General features: G+C 43.4%; 19 protein-coding genes. 9 read left to right on the top strand and 10 right to left on the bottom strand.

Annotation, left to right across the window (positions count from 1 at the left end):
* Positions 1-43 precede the first annotated feature (43 nt).
* The 8 genes from bamA to gloA are packed head-to-tail and all read left to right on the top strand — an operon-like array spanning position 44 to position 7,685.
* Complete coding sequence (bamA, locus tag CMM32_11840) at positions 44-2,296, top strand: outer membrane protein assembly factor BamA (protein MBT07580.1); 2,253 nt, start codon at positions 44-46, stop codon at positions 2,294-2,296.
* Complete coding sequence (locus tag CMM32_11845; GenBank protein ID MBT07581.1) at positions 2,223-2,915, top strand: hypothetical protein; 693 nt, start codon at positions 2,223-2,225, stop codon at positions 2,913-2,915. Before bamA ends, CMM32_11845 begins: the two co-directional genes overlap by 74 nt.
* A 13-nt stretch (positions 2,916-2,928) precedes the next feature.
* Complete coding sequence (gene lpxD, locus CMM32_11850; GenBank protein MBT07582.1) at positions 2,929-3,963, top strand: UDP-3-O-(3-hydroxymyristoyl)glucosamine N-acyltransferase; 1,035 nt, start codon at positions 2,929-2,931, stop codon at positions 3,961-3,963.
* Positions 3,960-4,439, top strand: coding sequence for a 3-hydroxyacyl-[acyl-carrier-protein] dehydratase FabZ (gene fabZ, locus CMM32_11855; protein MBT07583.1), 480 nt, complete (start codon positions 3,960-3,962; stop codon positions 4,437-4,439). The genes lpxD and fabZ overlap by 4 nt, the downstream gene beginning before the upstream one ends.
* A 2-nt stretch (positions 4,440-4,441) precedes the next feature.
* The gene (locus CMM32_11860) at positions 4,442-5,281 is read left to right on the top strand and encodes an acyl-[acyl-carrier-protein]--UDP-N-acetylglucosamine O-acyltransferase (GenBank protein MBT07584.1); all 840 of its coding nucleotides are present in this window, start codon (positions 4,442-4,444) and stop codon (positions 5,279-5,281) included.
* On the top strand, positions 5,226-6,104 hold the full coding sequence (locus CMM32_11865; GenBank protein MBT07585.1) for a UDP-2,3-diacylglucosamine pyrophosphatase: 879 nt from the start codon (positions 5,226-5,228) through the stop codon (positions 6,102-6,104). The genes CMM32_11860 and CMM32_11865 overlap by 56 nt, the downstream gene beginning before the upstream one ends.
* On the top strand, positions 6,101-7,267 hold the full coding sequence (gene lpxB, locus CMM32_11870) for a lipid-A-disaccharide synthase (protein MBT07586.1): 1,167 nt from the start codon (positions 6,101-6,103) through the stop codon (positions 7,265-7,267). The genes CMM32_11865 and lpxB overlap by 4 nt, the downstream gene beginning before the upstream one ends.
* 19 nt (positions 7,268-7,286) lie before the next feature.
* The gene (gloA, locus tag CMM32_11875; protein MBT07587.1) at positions 7,287-7,685 is read left to right on the top strand and encodes a lactoylglutathione lyase; all 399 of its coding nucleotides are present in this window, start codon (positions 7,287-7,289) and stop codon (positions 7,683-7,685) included.
* A 38-nt stretch (positions 7,686-7,723) separates the two neighbouring features.
* On the opposite strand, the gene gltA is transcribed toward gloA, so the two are convergent.
* The 8 genes from gltA to CMM32_11915 all read right to left on the bottom strand — a co-directional run bounded on the left by gltA (position 7,724) and on the right by CMM32_11915 (position 15,734).
* On the bottom strand, positions 7,724-9,040 hold the full coding sequence (gltA, locus tag CMM32_11880) for a citrate (Si)-synthase (protein MBT07588.1): 1,317 nt from the start codon (positions 9,038-9,040) through the stop codon (positions 7,724-7,726).
* 136 nt (positions 9,041-9,176) lie between these two features.
* Positions 9,177-10,592 (bottom strand): glutamate--tRNA ligase, encoded by a 1,416-nt coding sequence (locus tag CMM32_11885; GenBank protein ID MBT07589.1) that lies wholly within the window; start codon positions 10,590-10,592, stop codon positions 9,177-9,179.
* 130 nt (positions 10,593-10,722) lie between these two features.
* Positions 10,723-11,454, bottom strand: coding sequence for a repressor LexA (locus tag CMM32_11890; protein ID MBT07590.1), 732 nt, complete (start codon positions 11,452-11,454; stop codon positions 10,723-10,725).
* A gap of 139 nt (positions 11,455-11,593) precedes the next feature.
* Complete coding sequence (locus tag CMM32_11895) at positions 11,594-12,808, bottom strand: molybdopterin molybdenumtransferase MoeA (protein MBT07591.1); 1,215 nt, start codon at positions 12,806-12,808, stop codon at positions 11,594-11,596.
* Between the two features lie 5 nt (positions 12,809-12,813).
* Entirely contained in the window at positions 12,814-13,287 is a 474-nt protein-coding gene (gene moaC / locus CMM32_11900; protein ID MBT07592.1) for a cyclic pyranopterin monophosphate synthase MoaC, read from the bottom strand.
* 20 nt (positions 13,288-13,307) lie between these two features.
* A complete protein-coding gene (locus CMM32_11905; protein MBT07593.1) occupies positions 13,308-14,117 on the bottom strand; it encodes an indole-3-glycerol-phosphate synthase in 810 nt (269 codons plus the stop codon).
* On the bottom strand, positions 14,117-15,151 hold the full coding sequence (gene trpD / locus CMM32_11910; protein ID MBT07594.1) for an anthranilate phosphoribosyltransferase: 1,035 nt from the start codon (positions 15,149-15,151) through the stop codon (positions 14,117-14,119). The genes CMM32_11905 and trpD overlap by 1 nt, the downstream gene beginning before the upstream one ends.
* Positions 15,141-15,734 carry an aminodeoxychorismate/anthranilate synthase component II gene (locus CMM32_11915; protein ID MBT07595.1) on the bottom strand — a complete coding sequence of 198 codons (594 nt, stop codon included), beginning with the start codon at positions 15,732-15,734 and terminating at the stop codon, positions 15,141-15,143. Before CMM32_11915 ends, trpD begins: the two co-directional genes overlap by 11 nt.
* Before the next feature lie 215 nt (positions 15,735-15,949).
* On the opposite strand from CMM32_11915, the gene CMM32_11920 reads away from it, so the two are divergent.
* Positions 15,950-16,819: a hypothetical protein gene (locus tag CMM32_11920; protein MBT07596.1), complete on the top strand. Its 870-nt coding sequence runs from the start codon at positions 15,950-15,952 to the stop codon at positions 16,817-16,819.
* Positions 16,820-16,850: 31 nt separating this feature from the next.
* Here CMM32_11920 and trpE read toward each other — a convergent pair whose 3' ends face one another.
* Together trpE and CMM32_11930 are read right to left on the bottom strand one after the other, a co-directional pair.
* Positions 16,851-18,380, bottom strand: a complete 1,530-nt coding sequence (gene trpE / locus CMM32_11925) for an anthranilate synthase component I (protein ID MBT07597.1) — start codon at positions 18,378-18,380, stop codon at positions 16,851-16,853.
* A gap of 4 nt (positions 18,381-18,384) precedes the next feature.
* Positions 18,385-20,265: a hypothetical protein gene (locus CMM32_11930; protein MBT07598.1), complete on the bottom strand. Its 1,881-nt coding sequence runs from the start codon at positions 20,263-20,265 to the stop codon at positions 18,385-18,387.
* Positions 20,266-20,382 lie beyond the last annotated feature (117 nt).

The raw sequence follows: 20,382 nt of genomic DNA on the forward strand, positions 1-20,382 counted from the left end.
TAAGATTGTGTCAAGATTGCGGAAAAGCATTCTTTCTTTAGCCATGAGTTTTGGTCTATTAGGAATTATACTTCCGCCTATAGCTGCCCAGGATGAACAAGTAGGTGTTATTCAAGGTATCACCATATTGGGCAATCAAAGGATAGAACGCTCTACTATAATGTCATACATTTCAGTGACTAAAGGATCAACTTTTGATCCCGTATTAATCGACCGCTCGCTGAAAGACCTTTTTGCTACAGGCTTGTTTGCTGATGTCAACATCGCTCGCGAGGGACAAACGCTGATCATAAATATTAGCGAAAACCCCATAATTAATCGAATAGTATTTGAAGGCAATAAACGAATAAAAGATTCTACGCTAGAGGCAGAGGTCAGCCTGCGTCCCCGAGTGGTTTATACTCGAACTAAGATTCAGAAAGACCTTACGAGATTGCTCCAGCTATACAGGAGCTCCGGCAGATTCTCCGCACGGATTGAACCACGAATTATTGAGCTTGAACAGAACCGGGTTGATCTAGTGTATGAAATTGTTGAAGGCGAACAGACTGGTATTCAGCGCATTATCTTTGTAGGGAACAAAAATTTTAGCAATAGAAAGCTGAGAGAAGTAATTCGAACAAAAGAAACACGCTGGTGGCGTTTTCTATCCACTGACGATACTTACGATCCGGATCGGATTAACTTTGACGGAGAACTTCTACGCAGGTTTTACCTCAACAATGGTTTCGCAGATTTCCAGGTGAAAACCTCAATCTCAGAATTAACTGATGATAAGAGCGGTTTTTTTGTAACCTTCGTATTGGATGAAGGACGTCGATACAAGATTGACGATATCACTATTAACACCTCCTTAGAAGAAGTGGAAACCTTTCCATTACGACGCTTGGTCAAGACCAAAAAGGGCGATTGGTATAACTTTGATGCGGTGGAATCGAGTATCCAAGAATTAACCAAGGTGATAGGGGAGCAAGGACACGCTTTTGTTGAGGTGCTGCCTCGCGTCGAACGGAATCGTGTTGCGGGCACAATTTCAATTGCATACGACGTAGGTGAAGGCCAGAGGGTATATGTAGAACGAGTGGAGATAACTGGAAATGTTAGAACTCTTGATCGAGTAATTCGTAGAAATGTGCGGATAGCGGAGGGTGATGCATTCAATGCGGCTAAGGTCAGGCGCTCTAAACAGTTGATTGAAGAATTAGGTTTTTTCAAAAATGTTGATATTCAACATACATCGGGATCAACCCCCGATAGGTCCGAACTTAAGATACATGTGCAGGAACAATCCACTGGAGAACTAACATTTGGCGCTGGGGTGTCGAGTGATAGTGGGCTAATCGGTTCTGCTGGAATTAGAGAAAAAAATTTATTAGGGCGTGGTCAAAACTTAAGCTTACAATTTCAAATCTCGGGTTTAGATCAAAATATTGAAGCAAGCCTTGACGAACCATATTTCTTAAACCGAGAGGTATCCGCAGGCTTTGATGTTTATAAGACGAAAAGAGAGTTTAGAGAAAGCTCTTTTAACAGAGACCTTTTAGGTTTTGGGATTCGTGCTAGCTATCCCCTTGGTGAATTTCTGTATCAGCAAGTGCGCTATGGCTTGAGAAATGAGGAAATTATTCCCTCACTTTTAGCTAGCAGCGTTGTTATTGAAAATGCTGGAGAGTCGATAGTTTCAACCTTAGGACAATCGATTTTTTATAAGGAGTTAGATAACAAAATTAATCCAAAAGAAGGCTATTTTATTGGCTTAGTCTCAGATTTAGCTGGACTGGGAGGAGACCGGAAATGGCTGAGGAACAAGATTGAGGCCGGAGTATACAAAAAGCTATGGACGGAGGATTGGATAGGTTCGTTAACCGGCGAAATTGGCCTCATAAATGGCTTTTCAGGAGAAAGAATATCGATTTCGGATCGGTTTTTTCTAGGAGGCCAAAATTTTAGAGGTTTTAAGTCAGGGGGGGTGGGGCCTCGCGATATAAGTACCGATAATACTGTGGGTGGAAATCTGCTATACCAGACTACTGCTCAGATGTCTGTTCCATTGGGCTTACCAAGGGAACTGGGTCTAAGCGGCCGAGCCTTTACCACTTTTGGTAGTTTAACCAAGGTTGATGAGGCTAGTTCGGCATTTTTACAAGATACAGGAAGTCTTCGGGCTTCAGTCGGAGTAGGATTGGCATGGGACTCGCCATTTGGACCAATAAGTCTAAACTATGCCCGTCCAGTTCTTAGTGAAACATTTGATGAGACAGAATACATATCTTTTGGAATTGGCTCTTTGTATTAATGGTCGGCTTTATAGGAACAAGGATATAATGATCATACATTTTCTGAATTCTTACCGTTTTTTTTTCATACTAACCCTTCTATGCCTTAATTTTTCTGGGAGTAAGGTGTCTGCACAGGAAGAGAATACAGTTGAACCTAAGGTTCGAATTGGCGTTGTGGATAGACAGAAGATCATGCAGGATTCTCTTGCTGGTGAGAGCGTGCGTAAAGAGTTTGAAGCTATGGAGAAGGCTTATCGCGAAGAAATTGGTGCTAGGGAAAATGAATTAAGAGCTCAACAGGAGGAGTTGGGCAGGCAACGTGCTATTCTTACTCCTGAGGCTTATTCTGAGCGAGAAAATGAGTTTGCAACTCTTGTGGAAGGCTTACAACGCGATGTTGCGAAAATAAATAAACAGCTTGATGCTATGCTCCAGTACGGCATGAGGCAGATAGATATACAAACTATACAAATAATCGCAGAAATAGCGGAAGCAAAAGGCTACACTCTAGTCTTGGACAAGACACAATTATTGATGGTCAATACAGACTATGAGTTTTCACAGGAAGTTTTAACGGTGTTGAATGCCCGTTTACCAGTGGTCGAAATAACTCTTATAGAGGAGACCGCGGAGTAGCGGTGTCAACAAAGTGACCATCCAAAATTCTAAAACCTTGGGCCCATTTTCACTGAACGAGATCTGTCATGAGATTGGTGCCGTGCTGTCAGATTCAAGAAAGGGCTCCGAACTCATAAAAGGTGTAGCTTCTCTCCAAACAGCAACAAGGGAAGAAGTTAGTTTTCTAGAAAATCGCAAGTATTATAAGTATTTTTGCAATACTCGGGCTAATGCCGTAATCGTGCACCGAAAGGTCCCAAGAGCAGCCCCAAAAGGGGTCACGTTACTCTTTTCAGATAATCCACAGAAAGCGTTCGCCTTGGTTAGTCGAATGTTTCACCCATTAGAAGAACCGCTGAATCCTGGAGTAGATGCCGGAGCTTGGCTTCATCAAGATTGTCTGATAGGAAAAGGCAGCGAGATTCAAAATGGCGCTAAAATTTACGAGAGAGTGCAAATCGGTAAAAATTGTTTAATCGGTGCAAATACCATTATCGGAAAAGATGTAATCATTGGGGATGACTGCTATATAAAATCAAATGTTACTGTTTCCCATTGTCATATGGGAAACGGCGTTAGTGTCTTTCCAGGCGCAAGAATTGGACAACCTGGTTTTGGATTTGCCATGGAAGCTTCAGGTCATACCCAGGTTCCCCAGATAGGTAAAGTGGTTATAGGAAATAATGTGCGTATCGGAGCTAATACGACAATTGATCGAGGAGCTTTAAGGGATACTATTATAGGTGATGGCTGCATGATAGATAATTTGGTGCAAATCGGCCATAACGTTCAATTGGGGAGCAACTGTGTTTTAGCTGGTCAAGCTGGCGTGGCTGGCAGTACCATATTAGGAGATTTTGTTGTTGTTGGTGGCCAAACTGCTATCGCTGGACACATAAACTTGGGAAACGGGGTGACAATAGCGGGAAAATCGGGGGTAACCCGTGACCTTAAAGGGCCTGGCATTTTTGGAGGTATTCCAGCTGTACCAATTCGGCAATGGCGCAGACAGGTGGGTATGTTGAGTAATTTGGTTAAGCGCCGACTTAAAAGGGGGCGGATATGAAAGATAATAAAGGCGCCGAGCTGCAGCAAACAATCGATGTTAGCCAAATCATGTCGATGATCCCTCATCGTTACCCATTTTTGCTCGTTGATCGAATTTGTGAAATCCGGGCTGACCATAGTGCCATAGGCCTAAAAAATGTGACCTACAATGAGCCTTTCTTTCAAGGACACTTTCCTGTTGCACCGGTTATGCCAGGTGTTTTGATTATTGAATCAATGGCTCAGACATCTGCTTTGTTGGTTGTTCATACTCTGGGGGGAGATGCCAATGGAAAGCTTGTATATTTTATGAGTATCGACGGCGCACGTTTCAGGAAACCCGTGGTCCCAGGTGATCAACTTTTGATTCATGCCGTTAAGCGAAGAAACCGTGGTAATGTTTGGAAGTTATTCTGTGAAGCCAAAGTAGCTGAAACGCTGGTGGCGGAGGCAATAATTACGGCTATGATATCAGACGAAGAGGTTAAGCGGTAAAAATGACATCATTCTCTTCAGAGAAAGTCATAGCTGCAGGCAGCATTCATGAAACGGCGATTGTCGATGAAAAAGCGCAAATCCATTCATCTGTGATTATTGGTCCCTACTCAGTTGTGGGTCCGAATGTGGTGCTTGAAGATGGCTGTCGCATCGAACCGCACGTAGTCATAGGCGGCAATACAAAATTTGGATCCAATAACCATATATTTCCATTTGCGTCTATAGGTCTCCAGCCGCAAGATCTGAAGTATAAGGGTGAGCAATCAACTCTTGAGATTGGATCAGGGAATGTCATAAGGGAACACGTTACTATGAACCCCGGAACGGGGGGAGGCGGAATGGTTACCCGAGTTGGCAACCATTGTCTTTTTATGGTTGGAGCGCACGTGGCTCATGATTGTCATGTCGGTGATAACGTAATACTTGCAAATAATGCGACCTTGGCAGGCCACGTTGAAGTTGGTGACTTTGCTATTTTAGGTGGGTTAAGCGCAATTCACCAATTCGTTCGAATTGGTAGGCACGCTATGATTGGCGGTATGTCCGGCGTAGAAAATGATGTGATTCCCTACGGTTCCGCGATGGGTAACCGAGCACATTTATCGGGTTTGAATGTCGTAGGATTAAAACGTAGAGGATTCTCTCGCGAAGCTATACACGAAATGCGTAAAGCATATCGTCTTCTATTTGCTGAAGAAGGTACAATGAGTGAACGCATGGAGGATGTTTTAGAAAGTTTTGGCGAAGTTGAACCGGTAATGGAAATAATCCAATTCATCCAATCTGGAGCGGATACTTCGAGAGCTATTTGCCGACCAAAATTTAATCGTGCGGCCTAAATTAGGTATAATTGCCGGAGGTGGCGAGTTAGTTAACGAGCTGTGCTCCGCTTGTAGTCATTCCGGACGTCAGTATTTTGTTGTTGGCATTAAGGGCAATGCAGATCCGGGTAAGCTACAAGGAACTCCTCATAAAATTATTCGTTTGGGAGCTATTGGGGAGCTACTTTCTGAACTCAAAAGGCAAGCAGTCAAGGAAATAGTAATGGTGGGCTCAATAAAGCGCCCAAGCTGGCAGGAGGTCCGGCCAGATTTACGAGCCATGAAGCTACTGCCACGATTTTTATCAGGCAGACAAGGAGATGGGGATGTCCTGAAGATCGCAATTACGGAGTTGGAGAAGGAAGGTTTCCGTGTGGTTGGAGTTGAACAAGTGTTGCCTGGTTTATTGACTCCCGTTGGGAATATAGGTCGGTATTCCCCATCCCCCCAAGTGCGGAAAGACATTGCCGTAGGATTGAGCGTCGCTACAGCCATAGGTGATTTGGATATTGGGCAAGCAGTTGTGGTTCAGCAAGGTTTGATTTTAGGCATAGAAGCTGCAGAAGGAACAGATTGCCTTATCTCTAGGTGTGGTTTGTTATCCAAAGCTGGGGAAAAAGGAACCTTGATAAAGGTAAGAAAGTCCTTTCAGGATCCAAGAGCTGACCTCCCCACCATAGGCCCATACACCATAAAAAGAGTTCAAGAATCTGGGCTCGGGGGAATTGCACTGCAAGCATGCGCCTCCCTTATAGTTCAACGTAGGAAAGTTATTGAACTTGCAGATAAATATGGCATTTTTCTTATAGGCGTAAATACAAATAATAGGGAACCCCAATAATCATATCTAAAGAATCAGAAAAACGAGTTTTCTTGGTAGCTGGGGAACCCTCAGGGGATCAGTTGGGGGGAGGCCTAATGGCATCCTTGAAAAAACAGTGTGGAGAACGTTTATCATTCTGGGGCGTTGGTGGCGAACAAATGACTTCAAATGGTCTAAAGAGTTTGTTCCCGATGTCTGATTTATCTGTAATGGGGCTTGTGGAGATCTTGCCACGAGTTTCTGTTCTGCGGAAAAGGCTAAAGGATACTGCTGAAGAAATCCGAAGGGTTAACCCTGATGTTTTAGTTACTATAGACTCTCCAGGATTCAATTTTAGGTTGATTGAATTACTTCAAGATCTAAATTTTCCTAAAATCCATTATGTTGCGCCAACTGTTTGGGCGTGGCGACCATCTCGCGCTAAAAAGATGTCTAAGTTTTATGATCATTTAATGGTCCTCCTTCCCTTTGAGCCGCAATACTTTAACTATGGGAATATGAAATGCACCTTCGTTGGACATCCTGTCACTGAAGAGTTACCAGATGGATTGGGTGTAGAGTTTAGGGCGAAACATAACATATCAGACAAGGTCGTATTGGGCCTATTCCCTGGAAGCCGCAAGGCCGAGGTCTTGCGGATGCTTCCGATTTTTGAGAAAACAGTCAAACGGCTTTTAGTGAATTTTCCTGACTTAGAAATCGTAATAACAACCATTCCATATCTCAGTCCTCTCGTCAGTTCTATGACAAGCGCTTGGCATATAAATGTTATCTTGATTGATTCCTTTTCGGACCGAAAGGGCGCCCAAAAAGCGTGCGACGTGGCCTTGGCTGCCTCCGGAACAATCACTACAGAATTGGCAGCAGCCAAGGTACCCGTGGTTGTTGGATATAAAGTTGCACCAATTACAGCTTTTGTCGCACGCCGATTGCTTAAGGTTTCACACGTTTCACTACTCAACATCGCTACAGGCAGAAGAATATTGCCAGAGTTTTTGCAAGGGGAGTGTAGCCCCATGAGGCTATCTGATGCCATAACTAAATTATTGGTCGACAGAGTGAGAAGACAAAAACAAATTTCTGAACAATTACTTGCCTTGAAAGAGTTAAATAGTGGAACTGACGGTGGTTATTCCAAAGCAGCTTCCGTTGTGAGGGATGCTGTTTTAGCACCCAAATAATATTTTTGTGGAGATTAAGATGACCAGTATAAATGCTCGCATACTACATACTATGTTGCGTGTCAAAAACTTGGAGGCTTCAATCGAGTTTTATACCAAAACTCTTGGAATGACTCTTTTAAGACGCCAAGATTTCCAAACAGGACGTTTTACACTAGCATTTTTAGGCTATGGACCGGAGGAGTCGGGTGCAGTCATAGAACTCACCCATAACTGGGACCAGGAAATAGCATATGATGTTGGTACAGGCTATGGGCATATTGCCCTTGGGGTTCCAGACATAAATTCAGTATGTCGCCATCTCCGTGAGAGCGGTGCTAAAATAATTCGGGAACCAGGTCCCATGAAACATGGAACCACCATCATCGCATTTATTGAAGATCCAGATGGTTACCAACTAGAATTGATAGAGAAGTAACAACTTGTTCCATATGGAATCCAATTAGTAGTTATAACTTAGCGGGCGGATATAGGAATGAATGGACGTTCAGCAGGACCGGTATACAGTTGCCTTGGTCTACCAATTTTTTGTCCTGGATCACAGATCATTTCGTCCCATTGGGCTAGCCACCCAACGGTCCGGGCAACAGCAAACAAGACGGTAAATAGGTCTGTAGGGATACCCATAGCCCTCAAGATTATTCCTGAATAAAAATCTACATTGGGAAATAATTTACGCTCGACGAAATAGGAGTCCTCAAGAGCCAATTTTTCTAACTCAATTGCAAGCTTTAAGAGAGGTTCATCCCTTGAACCTAGTTCTTCCAGAACCTCGTGGGCACTTTGTCGCATCACCGTTGCTCTAGGATCATAGTTTTTATAGACGCGATGGCCAAAACCCATCAGACGAAAAGGGTCATCTTTATCTTTGGCCCGTCTTATAAATTCAGGAATTCTTTCAGCTTCGCCAATTTCTTCAAGCATCTTAATGACCGCCTCGTTAGCACCACCATGAGCCGGACCCCAAAGTGATGCTATTCCTGCAGCTATGCAGGCGAATGGGTTAGCGCCAGAGGAACCTGCTAAGCGAACGGTTGATGTGGACGCGTTTTGTTCATGATCCGCATGGAGGATAAATAACCGATCAATGGCGCGGGCTAACACACTACTTACGGGATATTCCTCTGCCGGAACTGCAAACATCATGTGAAGAAAATTTTCAGAGTAGGTTAGGTCATTTCTTGGATAAATAAATGGTTGGCCAATCGAATATTTATAAGCCATAGCAGCAATGGTGGGCATTTTTGCTAATATCCGATGTTTGGTGATCTCCCTCTGCGCAGTATCATTTATATCGATATTGTCGTGATAGAAGGCAGAAAGAGCACCAACAACTCCAATCATTATTGCCATTGGATGAGCATCTCGCCTGAACCCACGCAAAAAATAAGTTACTTGCTCATTGAGCATAGAATGATAAGTAACTTCGCGATCAAAATCCGAAAACTCAGCCGCCGTAGGTAATTCTCCATTAAGCAATAAAAAACATACCTCCAAGAAATTACTATCCCGGGCAAGTTCTTCTATTGAGTATCCACGATGAAGAAGAATTCCTTTTTCGCCGTCAATATAAGTTATAGCTGAGTAAGCGCTTCCGGTGGAAGTAAATCCAGGATCATAGGTAAACATTCCGGTTTCAGAATATAGTTTTCTAACATCGATGACATTAGGGCCCATTGTTCCCATTAATACTGGTAATTCAAAGTCTTTCCCTGATTTCTTATCGGTTAATGTTAATGTGTAATCTGCCCTATTAGTCTTGTTGTCTGGCATGATCACATTCTCCTTGAATTAACATTAGAAATGGCCTGAGTTATCTGCAGGGTTTCAACCCCATTATATGAACTGATAATACGGCTAATTGAGTTATGAAAAAAGCATGTTTCTAGCCCATTTTTAGGGATTAGCGTCACTTTGAAACGATCTTTTGGATGTCGGAGATCCTAGCCATAGATTCTTCTTTGCCCAAAGCCATAAGTACTTCAAATACACTTGGAGACACAGTTGTTCCAGTAACAGCAACTCGGAGAGGTTGGGCTAGCGAACCGAGTTTAACGCCAGATTGTTCCGCTAAATCACGCATTTCTGATTCAATATTTGATGCTTCCCATTCTTTATTTTTTTCAAGTATGGGCATTAATTTGTTTAAGATCGCACTGAGACCTGGTTGGAGAAGAGCTTTCTTAGCTTTTTCGTCAAGTGGAATAGGTCGTTGGGCCACGTAGAACTGTGCGCTAGCAACGAGATTCGCAATAGTTTTAGCACGAGATAATAAGCCAGGCACTCCGAGTTTTAGACATTCTTTTTGTTTCTTAGTCACACTCCGTCCAAGTTTTTTGGAAAGCCCGCTTACTATAATATCAAGTGCTCTCGAAGTTGGTAGTTTCTGAAGATAATAGGAATTTAGATTTTCAAGCTTATCCAGGTTAAATCTTGCCGCGCTTTTACCAACCTGCTTCAAGTTAAACCATGTAATTGCTTGGGACATTGTTATAATTTCGTGGTCTCCATGGGACCAACCTAGTCGGAGGAGGTAGTTTTGCAAAGATTCCGGGAGAAACCCCTTGTCCTTGTAGGAACTTACAGCAAGAGCACCATGCCTTTTGGATAATTTCGAACCGTCTGAACCATGAATAAGTGGAATATGAGCATAAATGGGAATATTCCAGCCAAATGCATTATACAGTTGTGACTGCCGCGCGGCGTTGACCAGATGGTCGTCTCCTCTAATTATGTGGCTGACCTGCATATCATGGTCATCGACCACTGCAGCAAGAATATATGTTGGTGTACCATCGCTCCTGAGGATGACCATGTCGTCGAGCTGAGAATTCTTAATAATTACCTCTCCTTGAACCTGATCATTAATTCTAGTTTCGCCAGTTTCGGGAGACTTGAACCTAATAGTAGGGGACACACCTGATGGCCAATCTTCAGGCCCTTTATCTCTCCAATATCCATTGTAGCCTTGTTGACCACCTTCAGTCCTTGCCCGTAAACGCATCTCAGCCAGTTCTTCTGGTGTCGAGAAGCATTTATAGGCTAAATCATTCTCAAGCAAATAGTTGGCCATTTCACGATGGCGGGCTTCGTTGGCAGATTGAAAAATAATTTCGTTGTCCCATGTTAGACCCAACCAATTCAATCCTTTCTGAATTTCCAAAATTGCTTCTTGGGTTGAACGTTGTTTATCAGTATCCTCTATCCGAAGTAAAAATTTACCTTCATGATGACGTGCAAACAGCCAATTAAACAAAGCCGTGCGAGCACCACCAATATGAAGAAATCCAGTGGGCGATGGAGCAAATCTAGTTATTACTGACATATCTATGTCCGGTGCAAATTTTGAATAAAATTATATATGCTCTATTTAGCGCAAACACATAATTTCTGGTAGTAGAATTCAAAAACGCTAGTGCTGACAGCTAGAACTCTTCGTCTCGGATGTTTCCACCTTAATATTTTCTTAGAAGAGCTCTTAAAATACCTTGAATCTTTACCTGTTCAGGACCGAATATTCTGGTTTCGTAGGATGGATTCGCCGATTCTAGAGCAACCGAATTACCTTTTCGCCTTAATCGTTTAAGGGTAGCCTCCTGCTCTTGAATAAGAGCTACAATAATAGAGCCATTGTCGGCTGTTTCACACTTTTCAATAATTACTATATCGCCATCCATGATACCGACCCCCGTCATAGAGTCGCCTGACACCTCAAGGGCGTAATGATCTTTATCAGAGTTCAAGTTGTCGGGGAGGGTAATATGGTTTCCAGGGTTTTGCAGGGCCTCTATCGGAGTCCCAGCTGCAATCCGCCCCAGAAGCGGTACAGTGGTAACCTGACTTTCTGATAGATCAACGCTATTTTTTGCCGCTCCGCGACCAGGAAAGTTTCCTTTTACAATTTTAGGGGATTTTCCCCGATTAACAACATCCAGAACAGTTCTTTGGCCCGATTGCGATATTATTAAATTATCCCTTGGGTGCGTTTTTACACGTAAGGCGCGAGCCCTGTTTGGCAATCTTTCAATAAACCCTCTTTCCTCTAGGGCCTTTACAAGGCGATGAACCCCTGACTTAGAGCGTAAACCTAAAAATGATTTCATTTCTTCAAAAGATGGAGAAACCCCGTCTAAATCCAGCCGTTCGACGATATAAGTTAGAAGTCGTTGTTGTTTTCGAGTAAGCAAAATCTTAGATCCCACAAAGAACAAAACACAAACATTCCATGATGTTCTACTTTAGTTCTTTGGCCTAGTCAACGGATAGGGTTTGTGTGGCTTGAATTTGAGGAACTCTAACCCAATTTGGTGTTGAGCGCTCATCCTGTCAAACTGCAGCATTTCCTTTTGGGAAGGTCATAATCTCGACACGTTCGCCTTCCACGGCCGCCCTGGCTCTCGGAGCCCTTACAATCAGGCAGTCAGAGGATGCTAATAATGATACCATGGAACTATCTTGTTTGGGGAAAGGTGTAACGAATAAAGTACCATCTTTCTCAGAATTAAGTTTTGCCCGTAAATAATCCTGTCTTTGATCATTGGCCGGCAGGGGGGTAGTAAGAGTGGCATAGGATTTTCCTATATTAGGTTCCACGATGCCTAACAATTTCTCAATAATTGGTTTAACAAAAATTAAAGAGCAGACTAATGCTGAGACGGGATTTCCTGGCAGGCCTAAAACAGGTACCTGCCCAAATTTTCCGAACATTACAGGTTTTCCTGGACGCATTGCAACTTTCCAAAAATCCACAGTTAGGCCTTTTGAGACTAGGGCTTGCCGAACTAAATCGTAGTCGCCAACGGAGATTCCCCCAGTTGTAATCAGCAAATCTGAACCTATCGCCCCCCCTATCATTCTATCTAAAGCTAAAGTGTCGTCATTAGCTATGCCCAGGTTTATCCCAGTCGCTCCACAATTTTCAACAAATGCCTTGAGACAAATAGAATTCGAACTAACAATCTGGTTTTGGCTTAATGGCTCTCCTGGGCGAACAATTTCATCTCCAGTAGCCAAGATAGTAATCAAAGGGCGACGGCGAACCGAAACCCAAGGATGGTTCATGGCAGCGGCTAATCCAATGTCGCGGACTCTTAAAAAGCGTCCTGGCAAAAGCTGATCAACGCCTGCGGAAAAATCTAGTCCGGCCCTCCTGATATATTGCCCGGGCGTCGGCTTTTCATTTATGGTTATGAACTCATCATTCGCGTTTGTATCTTCTTGCAGCACCACCGCATCTGCTCCGGATGGTATAGGGCCACCTGTAAATATGCGGACCGTTTCTCCAGGGCCAACATTTCCTTCAAACATAGTTCCAGCAGGTGCTTCACCTATACAACGAAGATCGTGAGGAAGTTTAGAAAAGTCACCGCATCTAACTGCATATCCATCCATTGATGATAGATCACAAGGGGGTTGGGTGCGTCGAGCAACCAACGTTTTCGCTAATACCCGACCCAATGCCATGTCTAAGCTAATATCCTCTGCAGGGAGCTCAGAGAACGATGTTATTATTTTTTCTTTGGCTTCTTGAACACTAATCATTGGTTTTAAGCAAAAAAGGTACCGGATTTTCCTCCGGATTTATGCAATAGGCGCACGTTTGTGATTTTCATTGAGCGATCGACGGATTTACACATATCGTATATGGTCAAGGCAGCAACGGAAGCTGACGTTAGTGCCTCCATCTCTACGCCTGTTTGGCCGCTTAACTTACATGTCGACAGTATTTTAACTAAATTTTCTTCAGGGATACATTCTAAATCAACGGTAATCGAGGTTAATGCCAAAGGATGGCATAAGGGAATTAGAGCGCTGGTCTTTTTTGCAGCCATTATGCCGGCCAATCGTGCCACTCCTAACACATCGCCTTTTTTGTGTTCACCCTCTTTTATCATTAATAAAGTCTCGGAAGACATTACAATATTTGCTTCAGCCGAAGCTATTCTTTCGGTGATTGCCTTAGCCCCAACGTCAATCATGATTGCTTTTCCGTCAGAATCAAAGTGGTTCAGTTTATCCATCTTGCATTTGTCCAAAAAGGTTAGAGTTCTTCTTGTTTTTTTCCAAGTAACACTTTCGTGGCTTCGGTTAAGTTTTGTTGACGCATGAGGCTTTCGCCCACCAAGAATCGAGATACTCCAATAGCGCGGACCCGTTGAATGTCTGCAAAATTAGAGATACCACTTTCGCAAATTATTTCATAGTTTTTAGGTACTTTTGGAGCTAACTCCTCTGTATTTTTAAGATCTACTTCTAAGGTTTTGAGATCCCTATTATTAATTCCTATTAAGAAACTTCCTTTAATTTTTAGAGCCCTCGACAACTCCTCAGCATCGTGAATTTCAATCAAAATATCGAGTTTGAGTTCCTCAGCACAAGTGGTTAATTCCTGGCACTGATGATCTTCCAGGGCTGCCATTATTAAAAGGATGCAGTCAGCTCCCAAAGCCCGGGATTCTATTACTTGGTACGGATCAATTATGAAATCTTTTCTAAGAACGGGAATTTCTACTGCAGAACGGGCTTCGACAAGGTGTTCATTACAACCTTGAAAGTAAGGCTTGTCTGTTAATACAGAAAGACAGGCTGCACCGCCTTTGTGGTAATCTACCGCCAATTGACTTGGCGTAAATTCGTTTCTAATAAGCCCCCTGCTAGGCGAAGCTTTTTTTAATTCTGTCACGAGTCCCACACCGGTCACTGCAACCTTGTCCTTTAGAGCATCAGCGAAACTTCGGGGCGGATCCGAGGATCCTAGATGTTGTAATAAATAGTTCTCGGAATACCTGTTTTTAGAAGCGGCAATCCACCTTCTTTTCTCGGCACATATTTCGGCTAATACATTAGGCATTAAGCTTTCTCCGAAAGCTTTTTATTTGATGTTTTGATTAGTTGTTTTAGGGTTTCTTTGGCTTTCCCGGAATAAATCGCTCCAACAGCGACCTCAACTCCCTCCGATAAGGTTTTCACCTTTCCACCCACTATGAGTGTTGCGGCTGTATTTAGGAGCACGACATCTTGATAGGTGCTCTTTTTTCCCTCCAGCAAGTCTAGAATGGCTTTTGAGTTTGTTAAAGGATCTCCTCCTCTTAGTTGTTGGATGTCTTGAGACTTTAGGTTTGCATCTTCTGGTTTAACCTCAAAATCAATAATTTCACCATTGTTGTAACAGGACACATATGAAGGGCCTGAAATTGTCAACTCATCCATACCATCCATACCATGAACAACCCAGACGTGTTTGGCTCCTAACTTTCCGAAAACCTCCGCCAACGGCCGGCACCATTTCTGATCAAATACTCCAACCAACTGTCTTTTGGTATTGGCTGGATTTGAAAGTGGTCCAAGAAGGTTAAAGATTGTGCGGGTACCAAGTTCAGTCCGGGTCGGAGCTACATGCCTCATTGCATCATGGTGTCGGGGTGCCATAAAAAAACCTATATTGTGGTGCCACAAACTTTCACGAACCAATTCCATTGGCGCGTACACATTAACACCAAGACTGCTTAGCACATCGGCTGATCCCGATTTAGAAGACATAGCTTTATTCCCGTGCTTCGCGACAGGTACACCGCAGGCAGCAGCTAAGATAGCCGATGCAGTAGATACATTATATGTTCTCATTCCATCGCCACCGGTACCCGCCGTGTCCACTGCGCCTTCAGGAGATTCGATGGTTAGAGCCTTATGCCGCATGGTTTTGGCTGCCCCAGCTATTTCTTCAACTGTCTCTCCACGGACACGCATCGCCATACAAAGAGCACCAATTTGGCTCGGGGTGGCAGACCCTGACATAACTATGTCGAACGCTGTGTAGGCCTCTCTTTCATCTAAGGAGCAGCCAGTCGCTAGTTTAGCCAAAAGCGGCTTAAGATCACCGGTCAATTTTCTCACCCTGGGGACTTGTTATCTGCAAAAAGTTTTTAAGCAAATGATGGCCATGCTCTGAAGCTATGCTTTCAGGATGAAACTGTACGCCAAAAATGGGAAAATGTTGGTGCCTAAGTCCCATGATTACTCCATCTTCCGTCCGAGCGGTAACCCGCAGGACGGCTGGTAAACCCACCTCACTCACCATTAATGAATGATATCTCGTGGCGAGAAAGGGTTTTTTAAGACCAGAAAATATTTCAACTCCATCGTGAATAATTTTACTTAATTTGCCATGCATTAGTGTAGGGGCTCGAACAATTTTTGCGCCAAATGCTTGCCCGATTGACTGGTGACCCAAGCACACGCCAAGGATTGGAATGGTCCCTGCTGCCATCTTTATCGTTTCTAGACATATGCCTGCTCTACTCGGGTCGCGTGGCCCTGGCGAAAGAATAATTCCCTCGGGAGAGAGTTTCAAAATCTTCCCGGGTGTGATCGAATCATTTCGAAAGACGGATACCTCGGCCCCTAATTCCCCAAGAAAGTGCACAAGGTTATAGGTAAAGCTATCATAGTTATCTATTAATACATACATATCAATAACTTATATAAAAATATAAAGAATTTAAATAAATCCAAAATTTACGGCCTCACTAAGCATTATGCCACTCCCTTCGCGATTGACACCCTTTGCGTGTACATTTTCAAGCAATTTACCTAAATATCAAAGAAGGTTAATTGTAGCACAATTAAAAAACACGGACGCCCGCTACCTCAAAATTACCCCGTCCAAACCCTAAGGACAGCGTTATGATCAAGCAAAAAGTTATTTCTTATGAATATAGATGCTCTAAACGCTTTATTTGTAAAGGAGTTTCGTGTTTTTCTATTGGAACTTTCTTTTTGTTCGGGGCAATAGTTTCTTTTTCGCTTGGGATTGTTAATGCAGAAGATGGAGGTGATCTAATAACTACCAATGAGGCACGCCTCGAAAAACAAGATTCGGACAAAGGTTTGTTAAGACCAAGAATAGCAATAGTTATAGATGATCTTGGTCCAAACCGGATTTTGACCGAACAAGCGCTCTCGCTTCCTAATTCAATCGGCCTTGCATTTCTTCCCAACTCGCCAACTAGTACTACTCTAGCCACTCGTGCCGTTGAATTGGGGCACGAAGTCTTAATCCATATGCCAATGGAACCGCTCGACCCCTCTATTAATCCAGGACCAAGCGCACTACTTTTAACTATGACATTTAAGGAAGTGCTTCAACAATTACGTTTAGCAATCACTCAAGTGCCAGGAGCCATAGGCCTAAATAACCATATGGGAAGCAAGTTTACACAGGACGAGAATGCTATGCTCATAGTGATGGAGGAACTCAAAGCGCGGGATATGATTTTTTTAGACTCGCGAACAACTCCCGCAACAAAAGGGCATATTGTTGCAAGAAAAAAGAAGGTTAAAACTATTTCAAGAAATATTTTCTTGGACAATGATCGTTCAAAAATTGCGATCAAGAAGCAGTTGTTTTTGGCTGAGAAATTTGCGCGTAAGAATGGGGTCGCTGTGGTTATCGGGCATCCCTATGCAGAAACATTTTCAGTATTACAAGACTGGATCCCGGATGCTGTGATGCGAGGTTACACATTAGTGCAAATCAGCAGCGTAGTAGAATAAAGGTTTGGTGTATGGTAGTGGAGGATAAAGTTTAAGGTGGTGAGTTTTCCTCAGATGAATCATCTATAGCTTGCTCCGCGGCGCGAATTAGTGCACTAGCTTTGTTCCAGCATTCTTCGTCTTCAAGTTCCGGAACACTGTCGGCAACTATTCCGGCTCCTGCTTGAACATGCATGACCCCATCTTTTACGATGGCCGTGCGGAGAGCAATGCAAGTGTCCATAGTTCCATTGGCTGAGAAATATCCCACGCATCCCGCATATATGCCCCGCCGTTCCTGTTCTAGGCCATCGATTATTTCCATGGCACGAACTTTTGGAGCGCCGCTGACCGTTCCAGCGGGGAACCCTCCCACTAGCACGTCTACCGCCGATAGTCCTTCTTTGACCATGCCCTCCACGTTTGAAACTAGATGCATGACATGACTGTAATACTCGACACCCATTTGTTCGGTTACGTGCACAGTTCCAATTTTGGTGACCCGACCGACATCATTTCGGCCCAAATCTAGTAACATCAGGTGCTCTGCAATTTCTTTGGGATCATTTTTAAGTTCAGTGGCAAGGGACTGGTCTTCATTTAAGTTCTCTCCACGTCTTCGCGTTCCTGCAAGAGGTCTAATAGTCACCTGATCGTCACGGAGGCGCACCAAGATTTCCGGACTAGACCCAACCACAGCAAACTCATCAAAGTTTAAGTAAAAGAGGAAGGGCGAAGGGTTTAGCCTTCGCAGTGATCGGTAAAGAGTAAAGGGGTGTTGCCTAAACGGGACACTAAATCGTTGAGATAAGACCACCTGGAACACATCTCCTGCGGCAATATATTCTTTGGCTTGATTAACGATTTTTTTATATGTTTCAGATCCTAGATTTGACACTGGATTGAGGGTGTTGGTTTCTCGTTTAATCGAACGTTTCTCCGGCATTATATTACGGGAGAACTTGTCCGTCACATTGCTGAGTCGAGCTAGAGCTTGATCAAAAGCCTGTTTCGCAGTTTTTGTAGAATTATGCCGTACTGGAGTGACAATGGTGAGTGTGTCTAAAACTGAATCAAAAATTGCCATAATGGTAGGTCTAATAAATAGCCCATCGGGTACAGCAAGACCAGATGGATTATTGTCTGGAATATTTTCCATTAAACGGACGGTATCATACCCCATGTATCCAACTAAGCCAGCAGCCATTGGAGGTAAGTTTGCTGGCAACTTTATTTCCGATTCCTCTAACAATTGCCGCAGAGAATCTAATGCTCCTCTGGTTTCAGTGATAAAGGTTTGGGTGTCTGACAGGGCCTTTCTATTAATCTCCGGAGTATTCTTGTGGCACTTCCAAATGACGTCAGGTTCAAGGCCAATAATCGAATAACGGCCTCGAACTGATCCACCCTCAACCGATTCAAGCAAGAAAGAATATTGGCTCTGCGCTGCAATTTTTAGCATCGCAGAGACAGGCGTCTCTAAATCTGCCACTAGGGTGGAATACACGACCTGGGGGCGTTTGATGTCGTACTTCTCAGAAAATTCGGCAAAGTCCGGATAAATTGAGTTTTGAGCTAACATTGGCTTAAAACAAATTACTCAAAACTTTTTCATCTACTGTCAGCTTATATTTTTCACGCAAAGCCGTTTGGAGCCCTGTTAGTAAATCAGTTTGCAACGAGGCGTTTAACTCCCGAGCGGTTATCTCAAGCTCATCCTCATCTATTACTTCATTTTGAATAATTTGCGTGACGCTCGCTACAGCATATTTTTCCGGTCCCAATCTTAAAGTGCCACTAATACCATCAAGGGGCAACTCGAACAAAAAACGTAATGATTGTTGTTCAAGATTTAATTTTAGTCCCTCTCCATCCCGGGTCAATTCTGTTACGAGTAAAGGATCGATTCCCATTTGGAGTATGGCATCATTGAATCCCAATTCGGTCGCTGTATTAATGAACTGAGACGCCAACTCAAGAGCCTTTTTGTCGCGCCAGGCACTTTGCCAAGAGGTAACAACTAAATCTTCCACTGATTCGAGAGGAAGAAGAGCTCTAGGGAAAATCTCATTTACTCGGATTTTGTAAATTGAATTAGCCTCCGCTTCTAAAATGGGGATATCTTCACCCATTTGGCTGGCAAAAACGGTTGGGAGCAACTCCCCCGAGGGTGGAAGATTCTCGACCATATCTCCATTTTGACCGAATCCCGATATAGTTATTGGAGGGATTAGTTTGACATTTAAGCCCAATAATCGAGCAGCCTCCTCCAGAGTGCGTCCAGCAGCCAGGTGATCCTCAAGTCGATTGCTTAATTCATAAACTAATTCTATGGCTTCTTCCGTTGCTAGCTCCTCGCGAATTATTGATTTGGCCTCCGAAAAACCCTCAACTCCACCATTTTGGATTGCGTTCACCTTTAGAATGTTCCAGCCAAAATCTGTCTTAATAGGGGCCGTAATGTTTCCTGGGATGGTATTGAATGCAACGTCAGCTAACTCGGGCAAGAGAGCACTCCGTCCAACTAATCCTAAATCAAGGTCGTCTTCACTCAAATCCGTCATTGATGTTCCTATAGAGATGAAATCTTGGCCTGCATTTATCATATCAACGGCCGAGAGGGCGGTATCTCTATCCGGAAAAACTATAAGGTTAATGTCAACTTTTGGTTCGGTGGTAAACCGATCAATTTGATATTCGTACTCGGATAGAAGTGTCTCCTCGGAGATCTGTATTTCTTCTGTGAAATCAAATGGCCGTAACTCGACATAACTTGCGGAGCGGTAGGGTTCTGAAGTAAACTCCTGCGGATTTTCTTTATAAAAATCATAAATTTCACTGGCAGATGGGTGAGGTGCTTTTCCCACTTGCTCCTGGCCTATTATAACAAAAGCGACTGATCGTTTTTCTGTCGCATGCTTGTATAAAATCTGGGAGAGGCTTGTCGGGGCATGTGAGCCGCTGAGTAGAGCACCCACCAGTTGATTGCGCACAATATCGTTTCTTACAGTCTCAATGAAGCTATCCTCAGTCATACCGCTCTGGCCTACCGAGTATTGGAAAATTGCCTTGTCGAATTGACCTAATTCATTATGAAAATTTGGTGATTTTTTAATTTCTTTAGCAACGATTTTGTCAGATGCAGCCATTCCAAATTCTTTGGTTTGTTGATCTATGGCTCCCTTACTAATCAGTTGTTGAAGTGTGTTTTCCACTATCCCCAGAGCTCTGGCCTGTTCCGCATCAATTTGACCATTGGTTAAACGTCGGAGTTGCTCTAATTCTCGATTATAAGTTTGAGCGACCTGCGAGGCTTTGATGTCTGTCTTGCCTATGGTAGCAACTGTAGGATCACTGCCACCTTGGAAAATGTCCCCGACGCCCCAAACTGCGAAGCTAAGCGCTATTAGCCCTAGAAACAGTTTAATTGTCAGAGATTTCAGATTAGAAAATAAATTTTGTAACATTTTAGTTCGCTGTTTAATCCTTTATTTTTCCAAAAAGCTCGTATTAAGGTTGCTCTTTACATGATAAGAATCTCGATGGTTTGGGCAACTGTCAATATGTAGGTAGGGGCCTTAATG

The sequence above is a fragment of the Rhodospirillaceae bacterium genome, from assembly GCA_002728255.1.
In the GTDB taxonomy this organism is placed as follows: domain Bacteria; phylum Pseudomonadota; class Alphaproteobacteria; order UBA7887; family UBA7887.

Excerpts from the sequence above, each read along its gene's own strand:
- CMM32_11915 (MBT07595.1), bottom strand. The coding sequence starts at position 15,734 with ATGTATGTATTAATAGATAACTATGATAGCTTTACCTATAACCTTGTG.
- gloA (MBT07587.1), top strand. The coding sequence starts at position 7,287 with ATGACCAGTATAAATGCTCGCATACTACATACTATGTTGCGTGTCAAA.
- bamA (MBT07580.1), top strand. The coding sequence starts at position 44 with ATGAGTTTTGGTCTATTAGGAATTATACTTCCGCCTATAGCTGCCCAG.
- CMM32_11895 (MBT07591.1), bottom strand. The coding sequence starts at position 12,808 with ATGATTAGTGTTCAAGAAGCCAAAGAAAAAATAATAACATCGTTCTCT.
- fabZ (MBT07583.1), top strand. The coding sequence starts at position 3,960 with ATGAAAGATAATAAAGGCGCCGAGCTGCAGCAAACAATCGATGTTAGC.
- trpE (MBT07597.1), bottom strand. The coding sequence starts at position 18,380 with ATGTTAGCTCAAAACTCAATTTATCCGGACTTTGCCGAATTTTCTGAG.
- CMM32_11930 (MBT07598.1), bottom strand. The coding sequence starts at position 20,265 with ATGTTACAAAATTTATTTTCTAATCTGAAATCTCTGACAATTAAACTG.
- gltA (MBT07588.1), bottom strand. The coding sequence starts at position 9,040 with ATGCCAGACAACAAGACTAATAGGGCAGATTACACATTAACATTAACC.
- CMM32_11845 (MBT07581.1), top strand. The coding sequence starts at position 2,223 with ATGCCCGTCCAGTTCTTAGTGAAACATTTGATGAGACAGAATACATAT.
- CMM32_11885 (MBT07589.1), bottom strand. The coding sequence starts at position 10,592 with ATGTCAGTAATAACTAGATTTGCTCCATCGCCCACTGGATTTCTTCAT.
- moaC (MBT07592.1), bottom strand. The coding sequence starts at position 13,287 with ATGGATAAACTGAACCACTTTGATTCTGACGGAAAAGCAATCATGATT.
- CMM32_11920 (MBT07596.1), top strand. The coding sequence starts at position 15,950 with ATGATCAAGCAAAAAGTTATTTCTTATGAATATAGATGCTCTAAACGC.
- CMM32_11860 (MBT07584.1), top strand. The coding sequence starts at position 4,442 with ATGACATCATTCTCTTCAGAGAAAGTCATAGCTGCAGGCAGCATTCAT.
- CMM32_11905 (MBT07593.1), bottom strand. The coding sequence starts at position 14,117 with ATGCCTAATGTATTAGCCGAAATATGTGCCGAGAAAAGAAGGTGGATT.